Raw genomic sequence first — 17304 nt, 5'->3', positions numbered from 1 at the left:
CAAAGTTTGCATTTTATCATAAAATAATTTCGATTTAATTTTTTGCTACAAACGAACACTTGTATGATATTGTGAGCCATTGCTTACCCTATGTTTATATTTTTAATCTCAAATATGAATACACTGTAGTTAATGGAAATACAACTAAGCAACAAGATACAAAAAATGAAGAAAAACGTTACAAATCTTACCCGTTTTTGCATTACCCGATGACATTCTTTTTGTTTGCAACTACTTGTAATGCAGGGAAAAATACAATTAAGAAACTCCCAATAGGAGGATTCTCCTAATTTCTGTCCGAAGCTTATTTGCCACTGCTACTGAAGAGATGAATAAATTGAAACCTTTTACCCCCTACTATACAAAAGAGATACTACCGGATTTCATGGATAGGAAAGGCCTACAACTGGAATTTAAATTTGAGGTAATATATAGATGATCTGATAAGGATATAAGAATATTAATGAGATAAAATTACATCAATTACTTTTTCTCTTTGTTCGACGAATAATCTCTACTATTAACCAAGAATCATCCCAATAATAGTTGCACTCATCAACGAGGCCAAAGTTCCGGCCAAAAGTGCGCGCATTCCGTATTGCGAAAGCAGTACGCGGCGTTTTGGTGCCAGCGCACCAATGCCGCCGATCTGTATACCAATGGATGAAAAATTGGCAAAACCACACAATATATAAGTTGCCATAATAATCGATTTGGTCTCGGCAAACGCCCCGGCGGCTTTTAGGTCGGCCAACGAAACGTATCCTATAAATTCGGTCAGAATCAGCTTCTCGCCCAGCAAACGACCAACCACAGCAATATCTTCCGGGCAAACACCAATCAGCCACATTATGGGTGAAAAGGTATAACCCAATATAAACTGCAGCGACAACTCATCGTATTTTCCATCGGTAATGTTCGCAATAACATCATTTAAATGTGTGATGGCGCCCACTTTGGTAAATATAAAATTGAACATGGCAATAAAAGCAATAAAAGCCAAAAGCATTGCGGCCACGTTTACAGCAAGCTTTACGCCTTCTGTTGTTCCGTTTGTAATGGCATCCAGCACGTTGCTTCCAATTTTATCGCGGCTTACATCAATGGTTTTATTAATCGCGTCGGTTGGAGGAACAAGCATTTTTGAAAAAACTATAGCTGCCGGAGCCGCCATAACCGATGCGGTAAGCAGGTGTTTGGCAAATTCCAGCCGAAGTTGCGGATCGTCGCCACCAAGCAACGCAATGTAGGCCGCCAAAACACCTCCTGCAAGCGTTGCCATTCCACCGGTCATTACCAAAAGAATCTCTGATTTACTCATTTTATCGAGATAGGCTTTAATCATCAGTGGCGATTCGGTTTGCCCAAGAAAAATATTCCCGGCTACCGAAAGCGCTTCTGCTCCCGAAATCCTGAGGGTTTTGGTAAACACCCACGCCAATCCGTATACAATCTTCTGGATAATTCCCCAGTAGAATAACAAACTGGTTAAAGCCGAAAAAAAGATAATTGTTGGCAACACCTGGAAAAGAAAAATATAACCATAAGTATCGGCATCCATCAAGTCTCCCAAAAGAAAGATACTTCCCTCTTTGGTAAAGTCGAGCACCTTGACGAATATTTTTCCGAAAAACTCAAAGCCGGTTTGTACAATGGGCACATACAAAACACCAAGCGCCAGTATAATTTGCATGGCCAAACCAATTCCTACTGTTCGCCATGGAATATTACGGCGATCGGAACTAAAAATATAACCGACAAAAACCAACACAACCATTCCTAACAATCCCCGAAAAATGGTCATAATCGAGAATGGCGTTTGACGTTCTTTTGCCAGAAGAATATTTGAAGTATCGGTTTGTTGCGCCGCTGCGTCGGCAGCCGCAAGCATTGTTTCGCCGGCATGTGCCGCTACTGGTTGCAAAAAGAAAATGCCGGTAATTACTACCAGCAACATTATCATGCGTTTCATATAAATATATTTCTTCTGTTTTCACCCCTATCCCTGCTTCGCAGCGATTGTCCCCTCAAGGGGACAGGAGCCCAAGGGGCGACAGGGGTGATTTTTGAACTTACTATAATCGTTTTACTTCTCTCGTTTATTTAATTCATCGCGAATAATCGATGCCTTTTCATAATCCTCGTCTTCGATGGCCTCATTCAGCAATTCCTGCAAATCGCTGGTTGAATATTGCGCATATGAAGAACCGGTTGTTTCAAGCTCTTCCTCATCCATCATACTGCGCACCGGAGAATTTTCATCATCCGATTCCAAAACAATTCCGGCTTTTTGTAAAATTTCTTCCGAGGTATAAATCGGGCACCTGAAACGTAATGCCAGAGCCACCGCATCCGATGTTCTTGAATCGATCCGGATCTCTTTGCCGTTCATCTCGCACAAAAGCTCCGAATAAAAAATGCCTTCTTCCAATTTATATATGGTAACTTCAAGCAACGCGATATCAAACGCCAAAGCAATGTTTTTTATTAAATCGTGAGTAAGTGGCCGTGGGGGTTTTAAGCCCTCCAGCTGAATGGCAATTGCCTGTGCTTCAACCGGTCCGATAATTATAGGAATTCTGCGTTCACCATCTTCTTCTGCCAACACCAACGCGTAAGCTCCCGATTGGGTTTGGCTTACCGATAATCCTAAAATGTTTAAGCGTATTTTTTGCATGCTAACGTTTGCCCTGTATCTTTTTTTCGACGAAAACAAATATAACAATCATTTTGGTTATGTCGGTAATTATTAAAAAGGATTTACTCGAGCACTAATCATGCTGAACAACATCGTTGTAAATATTGACAAACAGGGGCAAAAGGTACTAACTTTGTATAGTTCATATTTTTTGTAGTTTTTATTAACTAAAGTATTCAAGCCATGAGAAAGTTAAAAACAGACAGAGGCATACAAGGATTGGTTCCGGCTATCATCTCACTTGTAATCTTCTTCTTATGTTTCATTTTTTTCGATCTCAGAGTAGCTTTTACAGCACTGGGGATCCTGATTCTTTGTTATTCACTGGCATTCGGATTCTGGTCGTTTTATAAAACAGGCAATTATTATATGCTGGTGAGCGCTTTTTACCTGCTATCGTTAGGCGGGGTAATGTTATTGATGAAAGTACCTGGAAGTCTAAATGCACCGGTCCCCCAGCTCCCCAATGAATTCAAAGTTGTTCTGGTATTCTTTTATCTTTTGTTGTTTTGGTTAATCTATGGAATGATAACGAAACGATTTAATTACCGGGGGCGTGAAGTGCTGGAATTGGCAGCATGGGATGTAGACGAAGGCCCTGAATCATATACAGAGCGGCCCAGACCTGCAGGAGTAGTCGATTATTCGAAATACGATATTATTGATTTCACCAACTACCTGAGACGTATAATGATTGGAATGACCTATCAGGAAGAAAACAGGGTGGTGATAGTTCCGATTAAGTATGGACACGAATGGGGTGCGTTGTACAATCCTAATTTCAATTACCTTGAAAAAACCTGGATCGCTTTCAATTTCGATGGACAGGTATCGGTACATATTTCGCGAAAAGATTACCTCAATTACAAAGAAGATCTGGCATTCGATCACCTTTGCGAATCGATGGGAAAGTTGTTTATCACCTTTGCCGATTTTTACATGCGGGGCGATAAAGTAAGAATTTTAGACCGTTTGAATTCGGTTAAACTTGGAATATTTTCATAACATGAACTTTGAAGACGCTGCCAGATTTGGCACATACATATCGAAAAACTATTCGAAAGATATTTTCAGGCTTTTGAACAATTACCGCGACATTTCAGCATCGGAAGCTGCGTCGCGACTAAGCATGCACATACAAACTGTTCAGGATTTTCTGGAAGCCATGGCCGACTTGGGAATCCTTTCGAGAAAAGAAGTTACAGAACGTAAACGCCCGTATTTCCGTTACACCCTCGAAAAACAAAAAATAGCATTTGAAATCGACCTGCTGGAAGAATTACGAAATTCCGGCGACAGTAATTTGGAGCAGTCGAAAATACGTGAAAAAAGAAATGCCGGCGTGCGTTTTTCAATGGCCCGCAGCGGACAGTATTTTAGCAACCTTGCCATTTGGGTTGGGAAAGGGCGCGAACGGTCTGAAAAGAAAATCAATCTTACTACTGCACAGGGGAAGTTCCTCTATAATTTGCCATTCCCTGATGGTGAACATCTGTCTCTTGAAGAGATTCGGGTAAAAGCCGGAGTTGAACCGGAACACATGCCCGAAATCAAAGACCTGGTTGAAGATCTCATTCAATACAAAGTTATTGAAGTTATTGGCTGAGAAATAAGTTGAAAATTTCCCGGCGTTCTAAACTTTTTCTCAAAGGAATGTAGTTTTTCTTGTTTCGTAGCGACCAACAAGGTGAAAGAAAAAAAGATGAAAGTGCTGAGATCGAAGAAAAAGGAGTTCAGTGAAATGATCGAAAAACACCAGGCGATCATTCATAAAGTAACAATGGTTTATACCAATGGACCGGCCGACCGTGAAGACCTTTTTCAGGAAATCTGCCTGCAGCTGTGGAGATCGTATCCAAATTTCAGGGAGGAAGCAAAATTCAGTACCTGGATGTACAGAGTAGCGCTGAATACAGCAATTAGCAACGTGCGAAAAAAGAACAGGGATATTCATTTTGAACAGCTGCTCGACAACGATCGTATGGAAACAGAACCTTCTGACGAGAAGGAACAAATTCAACTGCTCTACCGGGCTATCTCAAAATTGAACCAGATTGACAAAGCGCTGATTCTGCTTTGGCTCGACGAAAAAAGTTACGAAGAAATAGCATCGATACTCGGAATCTCGAAAACGAACGTAAGCGTAAAACTGGTCCGGATTAAGCGAAAATTAGAAGAAATGATTTTCACACAAGAGTAAAAGCCATGAACGACAAAAAATTAAAAGACATGTGGAACAAAGCAGAAACCCTGTTGGGAGCTTCGGATTACGAAAGCTCGTCCATCGAACAATTTATTTCGGGACGCACGAATGATACTACAAAAAAAATAAAGACCATGATCATTTTCGACCTCGTGCTGAAAGCGCTGGCAGTATGTGCCTTGGCAGTAGATTTCGTTCTTTATTTTGGCACCGCTAACATAATGGCGGTTACTGTTGCAGGAGTGGCAATACTTATTCCACTAATTTTTATGCAAAACAAATTGCTGAACCGCTTTTCAGAAGCGGCCGACTACGGACAAACAACCCGTAACAAACTGGCCTCAATGCTTATCTATCTGAAAACAAAGTTCTTTACCACTTTACTTTCCGTGGCGAGCACCTACCTGTTCGGCTTTATTGCCGGATCGTTGGTTTATTTCTACATAGTTTACGGTCAGGTACGCCCGCTCGACGGGATAGACATTGTGGTATTCATAACGTTCATTCTTATTGGGATTGGCCTCAATTTCGTGGTAAATCAAGGCCAAGTAAAATACCAAATTAAACACCTCGAAACCTGTTTAAACGATCTGAATGACAAAAACCTGGAACTGGTTTCTGAAAACATTGAGCTGCAACGAAAACGAGACCGATCGAACAAAATATTGCTGGCACTGGTCCTCGTTCTCGGAATTTTATTGCTTATTATCGTATTTAAAAACATCGGTTTTATCGTGAAATAAACCGATCATTGAACAGCAAAAGAACTGTTCATCAACCAAAAATTTACTGCCATGAAAACAATAAAAACCAGAAGCTGGCTATTGCTATCTACTTTTTTATGGGTAGCAGCGGCCGGGCAGACCTTAAAAGACCTGCCAAAAAAAATGACTTACGCTGTTGAAATCAGCGGTGTACTTTGCGGCTATTCCGAGTCGACCATAACTACCATTGAAAAAGATGACCAAAAATTACTGAATGTAAATACTGAGGCACTGGTAAAACAACGTGCCCTGGGTGGAGATGTGGAGTTAACTATTACTGAGTCTGCCTTAATTTCTCCCGAAACCGAACTTCCGGTTTTGGTTGAACAGCGTTTTAAAACCAATGCAGAAGTGTACTCTTGTGCCAGTTTTGATAATAGAGTTGCGTATTTTACTTCCGTAGAAGGTGGCGAACCACGGGCAATTCAGTTGCCCGATGATGTTATTCTGGAGAATACTCTTTCTTATCCGCATTTGATGACCGACTTTATCCGGGGAGAAGCAAAAGAAAAAGAATACAAAGTTTTCGATGTTCAGAATGGAGAGATTATAAGAAAAACTTACACTCGGATTGGAGAAGAACAACTCGAACTGAAAGGAGCCATTTATAATACAACAGTATTAGCGGAATTCAATCACCAAGCCGGCATTAGTACAAAACTCTGGCTGGATAACGAAAACAGTCACGCTTTAAAAATAAGCACCTCAAACCGTCTAATTTACCTGGCCGACGAATCCTTGAAAAAGAGTATACAAGTTGTTGATGTCGACAATTTGCTTTTTGCCCGAGTTGGTAAAGTTATTGCGAATGTTCACGCCATTTCTTCAATGAGAATTGAAGCGGCCATACAATCAGAGGGTGAAATAATTACCGCTGAGAGCCTTAATTTTGCAGGGCAGAAATTCGAAGGAACTGTAAGCAATAATTTAATTGAAGGTGTATTTGAAGTTCAGCTGCAGCATTATACCGGTGAAAATGCTCCACCTTTTCCACCCAATTTTTTAGATGAAAAATTAACGAAATACCTTGAACCGGAAAGACTGATTGAATCGGATCATCCCGTTTTGATAAAAGAGGCGGAACGAATTACACAAGATGCAAAAGATGCGTGGGAAGCTACAGTAAAACTCAGCACATGGGTTGGAGAAAATATTATGGGCGCCATTCCTGGTGGTACATCAGCAATAAATACTTATAACACACGCGAAGGCGAATGCGGCTCCCACTCGCGATTATTGACCGCATTTTGCCGGGCAGTTGGCATCCCGGCACGTCTTTCCATTGGTTGCATGTACATTTCGTATGCTGGAGGTTGCTTTTACCAACACGCCTGGACCGAAGTTTATATGGGCGATGCCGGCTGGGTACCCGTTGACGCTACTGCGCATGAGTACGATTTTGTAGATGCTGGACATATCCGCCTGGGAGAAAAAGCATCCTTTAATCCGAAGAATATGACACTGCTGGATTATCAGACAGAGAACGGATCGATTGACAATACCGTTCCCGATGTATACAAAAAATACCTAGGCAATTATTTGTTTGAAGAACGGAACAGCATTTTTAAAATTTTGTTTCAAGATGGAAGCCTGGCTGTTGACATTCCTAACTCCCAGGTACTGGCTCTTAATCCGCCCGATGAAAATGGAGTGTTTTATCCAACAGTTACCAGACAGCTGAATTTTTCTTTCCAAAACGACATTTACGGAAATATTGCAACCATGAAATTGCAACAGCTAATTACGTTGGGTAAAAAATTTGAGCAAGACAGCATTTCTGCCGAAGTACCTCAAGAAATCAGGCCACTGGTAGGGAATTACTGGTTTGCACAGGCCCGGGCCGATTTTAAAGTGATTCACGAAAACGGAATTCTGGCTTTTATAAATCCATTATCAAATGAAACCATAAAACTACCGGAACATACTGAATCTGGTTTATGGAAAGATGAATCGGGAACTAACCAAGTTGAGTTTGAAAGAAACGAAGTCAACGAAGTTGTTCGAATGCTCGTGTACGTTAATATTTATTTGAAAAAACAAATTGAACTTTAAAACAACTGCCATGAATTACAAAGTGCATAAACTAAAAATAAACATGAACGAAGATCAGCAAATGCTGGAGCAATTTTTAAATAATATACGCGGCGAAGTGGTGTCGATTGTACCCAATGTTAAGCCAATCTTCAGGCCCATGGGAGCCACGGCGAAAGTCGATTTTCTGCTGATAATTGAAAAGCTTGTAAATTAGTCCTCAATTTATTGGCTTTTATTTGCTAATTATCTAAAAATAACTACTTTTGCAGTCCGAATTTTGAATCGATCAGGCTAGAATAAGTGAAATCCGTTGCGATATCCGCCTGACGGTGTAAACATTAAAAGTGAAATTATGTACGCGATTGTTGAAATTGCAGGACAGCAATTCAAAGTAGAAAAAGACAAGAAACTTTTCGTACATCACCTGGATGCAGAAGAAGGTGCATCGGTTGATTTCGATAAAGTATTGTTGGTTGACAACGACGGTAAAGTAGCCGTTGGAACTCCAACCGTAGCAGGTGCTAAAGTAACAGCCAAAGTGCTGGAACATGTGAAAGGCGAAAAAGTGATCGTATTCAAAAAGAAACGTCGTAAGAGTTATCAGAAAATGAATGGTCACCGTCAGCAATTTACTCAAATTCAAGTAGAAACCATAGTTGGATAACGAATAAAAGAAATTTACCATGGCTCACAAAAAAGGTGTAGGTAGTTCGAAGAACGGACGCGAATCGGAAAGTAAACGACTTGGAGTAAAAATTTACGGAGGTCAGTTTGCAAAAGCTGGTAATATATTAGTTCGCCAGCGTGGTACTCAACATTTTCCTGGCGACAATGTAGGTATTGGTAAAGACCATACATTATTTGCATTGATCGACGGAACTGTTGTATTCAGAAAGAAAAGAAATAACCGCTCATATGTCTCAGTAGCTCCGGTTGTTGATGCTGATGTTGCAGTTGCTGAAGCTCCTGCAAAAGCTGCTCCTAAAAAAGAAGCTGCTCCGGTTGTTGAAGAAGTAAAAGAAGAAGCTCCTAAAGCTGAAGCTACAGGCGACGATCTTACCAAATTAACTGGTGTAGGTCCAAAATTAGCTGAAGTATTAGTTGAAGGTGGTTTTACAACTTACGCTGAAGTTGCTGCAGCATCTGTTGAAGCAATTCAGAAAGTTCTTGAAGCTGCAGGAAGCCGCTACGCTTCAAAAGATCCACAACCATGGATTGAAGAAGCTAAAGGTTTAGCTTAATAATATTTGATAAACCAGAGGGTTTAACCTCCCTCAAAGGAAATACGAAACTCCTGTCGGTAACGGCAGGAGTTTTTTTATGGGAATTAACGTGTTTCTACTTTAGGGTTTTATCCAAAAAATCAACCATTATTTGAATCACTTTCGGATCGGAGAAATGACCTCCGCCATGATTTGCTCCAACTATAGCATAGCGGGTAGATTCAACACCTGCTTTGTGCAGTGCCTTGTGCAGTAATACGCTTTGGCTTGGAGAAACCAGCGCATCAACTGATCCATGAATTAAAAGAAAAGGCGGATCGTTTTTGTCCACATAATTTATCGGATTTGATTTGGCAACTATTTCAGGTTTATCCAGAATAGTTAAACCACTGTTTTTACCATGCACAAACATGGCTTCAGGTGCTTCTTTTGTAAAGTGTGCCACTTCGGCTTCTTTATCGTAATCGGCACCAATTTTTGTCAGGTCGCTTAATCCAAATACCACAATAGCGGCCTGTGCATCGCTGCTTTGATCAAGGTTCTCTCCCACTTCAAAATCTTTTTCGCCATTTGTAGTTCCGGTCATTCCGGTTAAATAACCTCCTGCCGATTCTCCCCAAACTGCCACTTTATCCGGATTGATACCATATTTTTGCGCATTGGCGCGCATAAATCGAATAGCCGCTTTGGTATCTTTTACTGCATCGCTGTACAATCCGTTGCTTGCCACATGATATTCAATACTTGCTACAACATATCCGGCTTTAGCAATTTCGCAGCGGTTGTACAAACTACTGTTTTTGGGAGCAAACATAAAACCACCACCGGTAAGAAATATAACGCACGGATAGTCTCGATCATTCGCCGGTCTCACAATATCCATTTTCATAGACATTGCCTCGCCGTCAGAACTTTTGGTTTCGTGAAAAATCACATTTTCAGTAAGCGCAAGATTTTCAGGAACCTCCCTAACCATTTTGGGTGCACCCGAAATATCTTCGAGCACAATACTGGTGCTGTTATCACAAGGTTTTATTTCTTGTGGCATTAACAGGCCTCCCATACCGGGGATACCTTTTCGTTCTTGTTTTTCTTGTTGAGCAAAAAGAACGTTTACAGAGCCTGTTAATGCAAGTACTGTTAACAGGAAAAAAGATAGTCTTCTCATAATTTTTTTATTTGTTTTATAAAAATAGCTGATTACGTGAACACACCTAAAAAATTAAGGCAATTTGTTTATTTCTCAATCAGGGTTTTAAACTTATGCTATTAGATTGGAAATTAGAAATAGGTTTAATCATAAAGTGCCAATTCATTTATTAAATTTGCAGCCTAATAAATGGAAAAGACATGCTCAACTTAAAATTTATTCAAGACAATCCGGAGTTAGTAGTAGAAAAACTAAAACGCAAGAATTTCGATGCTTCGGAGATTGTTTCAAACATTATAGATCTTTACACCCAGAAAAACAAACTGCAGGGCGATGCCGATTCGGCAAAAGCTGAAATGAATAAGATTTCGAAAGAAATTGGATTACTTTTCCGCGAAGGCAAACACGAAGAAGCCAACGCTGCAAAAGAACGCACTGCGGAGCTAAAAGAAAATATTAAAAACTTTGATGCTGATTTTGCAGCCATCGAAGAAAAGGTTTACAATTTGCAGGTTCAACTGCCCAACCTACCTCATGAATCGGTTCCTGCTGGAAAAGGAGAAGATGACAACGAGGTGATAAAACAAGTTGGCGAGATTCCGGCAATGGACGAAAAAGCACTGCCTCACTGGGATCTGGCAGCCAAATACAACCTGATCGATTTTGAGTTGGGTGTAAAACTTACCGGTGCAGGATTCCCCGTTTACCGCGGAAAAGGAGCTCAACTGCAACGCGCACTTATCAATTTCTTTTTAGCCGAAGCTTCAAAAGCGGGTTACGAAGAAATTCAGCCGCCACTGGCAGTTAACGAAGCATCGGGTTTTGGAACCGGTCAGCTGCCCGACAAAGAGGGCCAGATGTACCACATTACTGAAGACAACCTGTACCTTATTCCAACAGCAGAAGTTCCGGTAACCAATATTTACCGCGATGTAATTTTGGATGCCAAAGACCTGCCCTATAAAAACACTGCCTACAGTGCCTGTTTCCGTCGCGAAGCCGGTTCGTACGGTAAAGATGTTCGCGGTTTGAACCGCCTGCACCAGTTCGATAAAGTAGAAATCGTGCAAATTGCACATCCCGAAAAATCATACGAAATTTTGGATGGAATGGTAGCGCATGTTGAAGGTTTGGTCGCCAAATTGGGTTTGCCTTACCGTATTCTTCGTTTGTGTGGTGGCGATATTAGTTTTACGTCTGCCTTAACCTACGATTTTGAGGTGTTCTCGGCAGCGCAGGAAAAATGGCTGGAAGTAAGTTCGGTATCCAACTTCGAATCGTTCCAGGCCAACCGCTTAAAATTACGTTTCCGCGAAGAAGGTGTAAAAAAACCACAAATCGCGCACACGCTTAACGGAAGTGCGCTGGCATTACCACGTATTGTTGCGGCTTTGCTCGAAAACAACCAAACACCTGAAGGCATTAAAATCCCTGAGGTTCTGGTTCCGTTTACCGGTTTTGATATGATCAGCTAAAAACTCTATTCATCGGATGACTATTCGTTACAACTTATAATCATCCGATGAATTCTCCAAGAAATAAAAAGCCCGGAAGAAAAAATCTTCCGGGCTTTCTTATGTTGAGTACCAGCGTACTCTGCTTTTATCACTTAACTTATTAAACTTCTCCGTTGGCTACCAGCCACTCAGCAATCTGAACGGCATTAAGCGCTGCTCCTTTTTTAATCTGATCGCCAACACACCAGAAAGTAATGCTGTTCGGATCAGTAACATCTTGGCGGATACGCCCAACATACACATCGTCTTTACCCGAAACGAACAACGGCATCGGATACTCGTTTTTCGCCGGATTGTCGATCACTGTTAAACCTTCAAATTCTTCAAAAGCTTTTGTTACAGCCTCTGCAGAAAGTGGTTCTTCAGTTTCCACCCAAATTGCTTCAGAGTGTGCACGTGCTACCGGAATACGCACACAAGTTGCGCTTACCTCAGCTTCGGTATGCATAATTTTTTTAGTCTCCCAGTTCATCTTCATCTCTTCCTTGGTGTAATCATTATCAAGGAAAACATCGATGTGCGGGATAATATTCATGGCCAGCTGATGCGCAAATTTATTTACAGTAACCGGTTTTCCTTCAACAACCTCTTTGTTTTGCTCTTCCAATTCAGCTATTCCCTGTGCACCGGCACCACTTGCAGCCTGGTATGTAGCCACACGAACACGCTTAATCTTCGACATATTTTCGATAGGTTTCAGCGCCACAACCATCTGAATAGTTGAACAGTTCGGGTTCGCAATAATATTGCGTGGACGGTTTTTCGAATCTTCAGGGTTTACTTCAGGCACTACCAACGGTACGTCGTCATCGTAACGAAATGCGCTCGAATTGTCGATCATGATTGCACCGTGTTTGGTAATCGTTTCAGCATATTCTTTCGAAACGCCGGCACCTGCCGAAGTCAGAGCAATATCAATATCTTTAAAATCGTCGCCGTGTTTGAGTTCTTTTACTGTAAGCTGTTTACCCTTAAATTCGTAAGTTTTGCCGGCACTTCTTGCCGATCCAAAAATTACCAACTCATCCATAGGGAAATCTCTTTCAGCAAGCACTTTCAGGAACTCCTGTCCAACAGCGCCGCTCACTCCAACAATTGCAACCTTCATGTTTTTTTAATTTTTAAAAATTTAAAGTCTTTTTCTGTCTAAATGTGCGCCAAAGTTAGTATTTTGCTTCTAATTGTAAATGCTATGAAACCCAATCTTCTAAAATTATTAACATACTCTTTCATCCTGTTTTTCAACCCTATAAATGCACAGGAAATCTGGCACGAAAGTTTTTCTATCCCCGACAAGGGCGTTTGGGGAAATAGCGAAGGAACTGGTGTCAATTCAGACTTCATCGGCATTACAAAATGGACACTCGATTTTAGCCAGGTCGCCCTCGAAACCGAAGACGATTACGCCAAAACAGTTACAACTTCCGGCGGGCGTTTTGAGTGCTGCGACATTAATGGAGAAGTAGTTTGGCGCTCGGAAATTATTGATATTACCGCCTTTAAGAATATCACCATTCAGCTTGATGCCAGCGAAACCGGCAGCAGCACCAACGAAGAACAGAAATACTTGAAAGCATTTTATATTCTTGATCAAAGTGAAGAACAATCTTTTGAGATCAACAGCGATAATCGGGGAAACTGGGGGCAAGCCGTTGCCGAACAAACCGGGCTTGTAGGAAACGATTTGCAAATCGTGGTTTATATGAATAATCATTATTCGTCGAACAAAGTCATTTTGGATGAAGTGATTGTTTCGGGCGAAGAAAAGAATCCGGTTATCATCGAGCCCGGCGACATTGTTTTGAATGAGGTACTTTTTAACCCGGTTCCGGATGGAGAGGATTATGTAGAGATTTACAACAACTCGGAAAAAGAAATCCCGCTGAATAAACTTTACCTCGCCTCGCGCGACGGCGATATGGAACTTACGCAGGTTTATGCACTTTCAGGCGATAAACAGAAATTACTACCTAACGAATACCTCGCATTAACAAAAGATACGCTTGGTGTTTTTCCGTGGTTTAACATTTCTAGTCCCGAGTGTTTTCTGCAAATGGAAAAGTTCCCGTCGTTTAATAACGATGAAGATTACGTGGTTTTGCTAAACAATGAAATGGAAATCATCGATGAATTTTACTACTACGAAAAAATGCATTTGCCAATTTTTTACGACCGCGAGGGTATTGCTCTTGAACGTATTTCCTTTTCGGCACCAACAAACGACCCACAGAACTGGCATTCAGCATCCACACAATCGGGTTATGGCACACCAGGTTATCAGAACTCTCAATTTATGAATGAGGAAGCACAAAAAATAACGGTAACTTTTCAACCTGAAGCATTTTCGCCTAATAACGATGGTTACAACGACAATTACTCAATCGACCTTTCGATGGACAGCCCCGGATATATTTGCAATATTCTGGTATTCGATTCCGTCGGGCGCCGCCAATGCAAACTTGCAGATAACGCTGTTTTGGGAACACACGAACAAATATCGTGGAACGGAGAAGATGAAGCTGGAAACCGCTTGCCAATTGGCCCCTATATTGTTATGGTTGAAGTTTTTAATACCGACGGAACCGTTGAGCGTTTTAAAGATGGAGTAGTTTTAACCGACCGATTTGAATAATAATCTGTAACTTTTTCAAGTTCCGGCTGACCAACAAATAAGAAAAACAAAAAACAATAACCTCATTATTAAAATGAAACGAAACTTCTTCTACTTTGCCTGGCGTGAATTTCTGCGTTCGGCATCGAAAAACAAAAACATGGCCACCAAAGGTGTGCTCATCTTTTTTGCCATTTACTTTTCGCTGGTTGCTTTTTTTATGGGCTTCCAGCTTACCGAAAATTTAAAAGACCTTGAAAACCCGGTGCAGGCATTTAATGCGATGCTGCTGATTTATTTTGGCTACGAGCTTGTGTTGCGAATTATGATCCAAAACCTGCCCACCTTTGGTTTTCAGCCGTTCTTACTTTTACCGGTAAAACGCAAACGTATTGCGCGTTACATGCTCAACAAATCGTTGCTGCATTTTTTTAATGTTCTGCCCATAATATTGGGGCTCCCATTTGTTCTCCGCATTGCAGCACCAACACTGGCTCCCCCTGTTTTCTGGGCCTGGCTGGCAGCGCTGTTTTTTATGATCTTCGTTAACCACTTTCTGGCACTGTATATTAAATGGCGAACCAACGAATCGGACGTCCTATTCTACAGTTTCCTGGGATTAGCCGCCGGCTTAACTGCAATCGAATATTTCAATATAGTTGACCTAACCGGAGGTTTTGGAAAACTCTTCGATTTTGTTGTGGCAAATCCATACGCTGCAATAATCTTCCCTCTTGCAATTGTTGCTTTGTACTTTTTAAATCAATCGTATATCAACAGTCGTTTTTATCTCGACGAACTCAGCAAAAAGAAAAAACAAGGTTCGACGCACGATTTCTCGTGGCTTAACAATGTTGGCGACTACGGAAAAATGCTGTCGCTGGAGGTGAAAATGATTATGCGTAACAAACGCCCGAAAAATACAGCCATGATGTCGGTGTTGTTCCTTTTTTACGGACTGCTGATCTACAAAACCAATGGTGGAGAAGAGGTACCGGAGTTCATCCTCGTTCTTGGAGGGATGTTTATGACTGGAGTTTTCAGTATGATGTACGGACAGTTTTTCCCGGCATGGCACGGCAAATACTATCCTTTGCTTATGGCTCAAAACGTACGAATGAAACAAGTCATTCAATCGGCCTTTTTCCTGATGGCAGTAACCAACGTTGTTTTTTACCTTCTTTCGTTGGGCTATATGTACATTACACCAAAAGTGCTGTACATTCATTTAGTGGTAATGCTTTACAACGTGGGTGTTAACTCGTGGGTTATTTTTGCGCTTGGGCTAAACAGTAAAAAAGCAATTGAATTAAACCAGCGTGCAGCGTTTAACTACCAGGGCGTAGGCGCCACACAATGGCTGATGAGTTTCCCTGTTATTTTTGGCCCGGTGGCCCTTTTCGGATTGCTTTCATGGGCTTTCGGAAATATCGCTGCGTATGTCGTTTTTGGATCTTTGGGCTTTATCGGAATCATCCTTCACCCACGTTTAATCGACTATTTCTCCAGGCAATACCTCAAGCGAAAACACAAAATGATTTACAACTACAAATCAACATAACGAATAATTGCTCGCAGATAGCGCTGATTTCGCAAAAACTATAAAATTTAATCTGCGTCCATCCGCGCAATCCACGAGAAAATAATCAGAATTAGAAATAAAATAAAAATTTAACCATATGCCGGAAGCACGAATCATCAAACTTCGTTCTTCCAGCTTCAAACTTTTTAAATCATGATACAAGTAAAAAACTTACAAAAAATATACAACGGAACTACTGTTCTGAATCTCGAAGAATTAAACATTGCCAAAGGCGAAGTATTTGGGTTGGTTGGTAATAACGGTGCCGGAAAAACAACTTTCTTTTCCTTGGTGCTTGACCTGATAAGAGCGAATAAAGGCGAGGTAATCATTAACGGAATTCAGGTGTCGAAAACCGAAGAATGGAAAGAACTGGTAGCTGCCTACATCGACGAAAGTTTTACGATCGGCTACCTCACCCCCGACGAGTATTTCGAATTTATTGGCGAATTACGTGGTTTGAATGCCAAAGACGTTTCCAATTTTCTGGAAGATTACACCGACTTTTTTAAGGATGAAATTTTGGGTAAAAAGAAATTTATCCGCGACCTGTCGAAAGGAAACCAAAAGAAAGTTGGCGTAGTTGGTGCCCTGCTCGGAAATCCGGAGGTAATAATTTTAGACGAACCATTTGCGAACCTCGACCCGTCGTCGCAATACCAGCTTCGGAATATCATTAAAGAGTATTCGAAACAAAAGGAAAAAACATTGCTGATTTCGAGCCACGACCTCGATCATGTTGCCGATGTGTGTTCGCGTATTGTTATTCTGGACAAAGGCGAAGTGGTTCGCGATGTGGAAAAAACGGAATCGACACTGGCCGATTTGGAAGAATTCTTTACCGGAGTACGCAAAGAAGAATCGCTGGCCGACTAGTGTTGTGTCATTTCAAAAAAGACACAACACCAGAAAATACCCCCACTCACCATATATTATATGCTGTACAATAGGAGAATAGGATTAAGTTAGATTTTTCACTATTTTTATTTTCCTTTAAAAATGGTTTTGAACGAATGGAAAATCACGATCAGCAAATTGAACAGGCCTATTCTAAAATGGCACAACTCTGCAGCCGTTCGGAGCAATGCTCTGCAGATATCCGTAAAAAAATACTGACTTACGAAATTGTAGATGAAATTGTAGACGAGATCATCGAAAAACTGATCGCTGAAAAGTACATCGACGACGAACGATTTGCCAGAGCCTATGTGAACGACAAATTCAAATTTAACAAATGGGGCCGCGTAAAAATGCGCTTTTACCTGCGCCAAAAAGGGCTTTCGGATGCCACCATTGAAAAAGGCCTTGAAAAAATTGATGAAGAGAAATACATAAAAGTGCTGGTAAAAACCATGAAAGACAAAGCCAAAACCATTAAGAAGAAAGACAAATTCACAAAAATGGGGCAGATTATCCGCTACACTCAGGGACGTGGTTTTGAACCTGAATTAATTCACCGCTACATGAATGAAGTTTTGGAATAAAAGTATATTGTTAAACATACATTTTCACATTAATTTTA

General features: G+C 41.0%; 17 protein-coding genes. 13 read left to right on the top strand and 4 right to left on the bottom strand.

Annotation, left to right across the window (positions count from 1 at the left end; translation table 11 throughout):
• Positions 1-520: 520 nt before the first annotated feature.
• Together G4420_RS21540 and G4420_RS21535 are read right to left on the bottom strand one after the other, a co-directional pair.
• The gene (locus G4420_RS21540) at positions 521-1972 is read right to left on the bottom strand and encodes a NupC/NupG family nucleoside CNT transporter (RefSeq protein ID WP_246241723.1); all 1452 of its coding nucleotides are present in this window, start codon (positions 1970-1972) and stop codon (positions 521-523) included.
• A gap of 114 nt (positions 1973-2086) precedes the next feature.
• Entirely contained in the window at positions 2087-2677 is a 591-nt protein-coding gene (locus tag G4420_RS21535; RefSeq protein ID WP_163326019.1) for a bifunctional nuclease family protein, read from the bottom strand.
• 204 nt (positions 2678-2881) lie between these two features.
• On the opposite strand from G4420_RS21535, the gene G4420_RS21530 reads away from it, so the two are divergent.
• The 8 genes from G4420_RS21530 to rpmA all read left to right on the top strand — a co-directional run bounded on the left by G4420_RS21530 (position 2882) and on the right by rpmA (position 8940).
• Positions 2882-3703, top strand: coding sequence for a hypothetical protein (locus G4420_RS21530; protein ID WP_163326018.1), 822 nt, complete (start codon positions 2882-2884; stop codon positions 3701-3703).
• A gap of 1 nt (position 3704) precedes the next feature.
• Positions 3705-4304 (top strand): hypothetical protein, encoded by a 600-nt coding sequence (locus G4420_RS21525; RefSeq protein ID WP_163326017.1) that lies wholly within the window; start codon positions 3705-3707, stop codon positions 4302-4304.
• A gap of 96 nt (positions 4305-4400) precedes the next feature.
• A complete protein-coding gene (locus G4420_RS21520; RefSeq protein WP_204273777.1) occupies positions 4401-4898 on the top strand; it encodes an RNA polymerase sigma factor in 498 nt (165 codons plus the stop codon).
• A gap of 5 nt (positions 4899-4903) precedes the next feature.
• Positions 4904-5644 (top strand): hypothetical protein, encoded by a 741-nt coding sequence (locus G4420_RS21515; protein ID WP_163326016.1) that lies wholly within the window; start codon positions 4904-4906, stop codon positions 5642-5644.
• A gap of 51 nt (positions 5645-5695) precedes the next feature.
• Complete coding sequence (locus G4420_RS21510; RefSeq protein ID WP_163326015.1) at positions 5696-7717, top strand: transglutaminase-like domain-containing protein; 2022 nt, start codon at positions 5696-5698, stop codon at positions 7715-7717.
• A gap of 10 nt (positions 7718-7727) precedes the next feature.
• Positions 7728-7913, top strand: a complete 186-nt coding sequence (locus G4420_RS21505) for a hypothetical protein (protein WP_163326014.1) — start codon at positions 7728-7730, stop codon at positions 7911-7913.
• A gap of 138 nt (positions 7914-8051) precedes the next feature.
• Positions 8052-8363 (top strand): 50S ribosomal protein L21, encoded by a 312-nt coding sequence (gene rplU / locus G4420_RS21500; RefSeq protein ID WP_163326013.1) that lies wholly within the window; start codon positions 8052-8054, stop codon positions 8361-8363.
• A gap of 19 nt (positions 8364-8382) precedes the next feature.
• The gene (gene rpmA, locus G4420_RS23660) at positions 8383-8940 is read left to right on the top strand and encodes a 50S ribosomal protein L27 (protein ID WP_163326012.1); all 558 of its coding nucleotides are present in this window, start codon (positions 8383-8385) and stop codon (positions 8938-8940) included.
• 97 nt (positions 8941-9037) lie between these two features.
• Here the strand turns inward: rpmA and G4420_RS21490 are convergent, their stop codons facing one another.
• On the bottom strand, positions 9038-10090 hold the full coding sequence (locus G4420_RS21490) for an alpha/beta hydrolase (protein WP_163326011.1): 1053 nt from the start codon (positions 10088-10090) through the stop codon (positions 9038-9040).
• A gap of 182 nt (positions 10091-10272) precedes the next feature.
• On the opposite strand from G4420_RS21490, the gene serS reads away from it, so the two are divergent.
• Entirely contained in the window at positions 10273-11547 is a 1275-nt protein-coding gene (gene serS, locus G4420_RS21485) for a serine--tRNA ligase (RefSeq protein ID WP_163326010.1), read from the top strand.
• 142 nt (positions 11548-11689) lie between these two features.
• Here serS and G4420_RS21480 read toward each other — a convergent pair whose 3' ends face one another.
• Complete coding sequence (locus G4420_RS21480; RefSeq protein WP_163326009.1) at positions 11690-12697, bottom strand: aspartate-semialdehyde dehydrogenase; 1008 nt, start codon at positions 12695-12697, stop codon at positions 11690-11692.
• An 84-nt stretch (positions 12698-12781) separates the two neighbouring features.
• On the opposite strand from G4420_RS21480, the gene G4420_RS21475 reads away from it, so the two are divergent.
• The 4 genes from G4420_RS21475 to G4420_RS21460 all read left to right on the top strand — a co-directional run bounded on the left by G4420_RS21475 (position 12782) and on the right by G4420_RS21460 (position 17266).
• A complete protein-coding gene (locus G4420_RS21475; RefSeq protein WP_163326008.1) occupies positions 12782-14221 on the top strand; it encodes a lamin tail domain-containing protein in 1440 nt (479 codons plus the stop codon).
• A gap of 73 nt (positions 14222-14294) precedes the next feature.
• Entirely contained in the window at positions 14295-15761 is a 1467-nt protein-coding gene (locus G4420_RS21470; protein ID WP_163326007.1) for a DUF5687 family protein, read from the top strand.
• A gap of 174 nt (positions 15762-15935) precedes the next feature.
• A complete protein-coding gene (locus G4420_RS21465) occupies positions 15936-16658 on the top strand; it encodes an ABC transporter ATP-binding protein (RefSeq protein WP_163326006.1) in 723 nt (240 codons plus the stop codon).
• A 137-nt stretch (positions 16659-16795) separates the two neighbouring features.
• A complete protein-coding gene (locus G4420_RS21460) occupies positions 16796-17266 on the top strand; it encodes a regulatory protein RecX (RefSeq protein WP_163326005.1) in 471 nt (156 codons plus the stop codon).
• Positions 17267-17304: the final 38 nt, after the last annotated feature.

Source organism: Draconibacterium mangrovi, assembly GCF_010586825.1.
In the GTDB taxonomy this organism is placed as follows: Bacteria; Bacteroidota; Bacteroidia; order Bacteroidales; family Prolixibacteraceae; genus Draconibacterium; species Draconibacterium mangrovi.
Note: the sequence above shows the minus strand (reverse complement) of the source record. Positions and strands in the feature narration are given on the sequence as shown.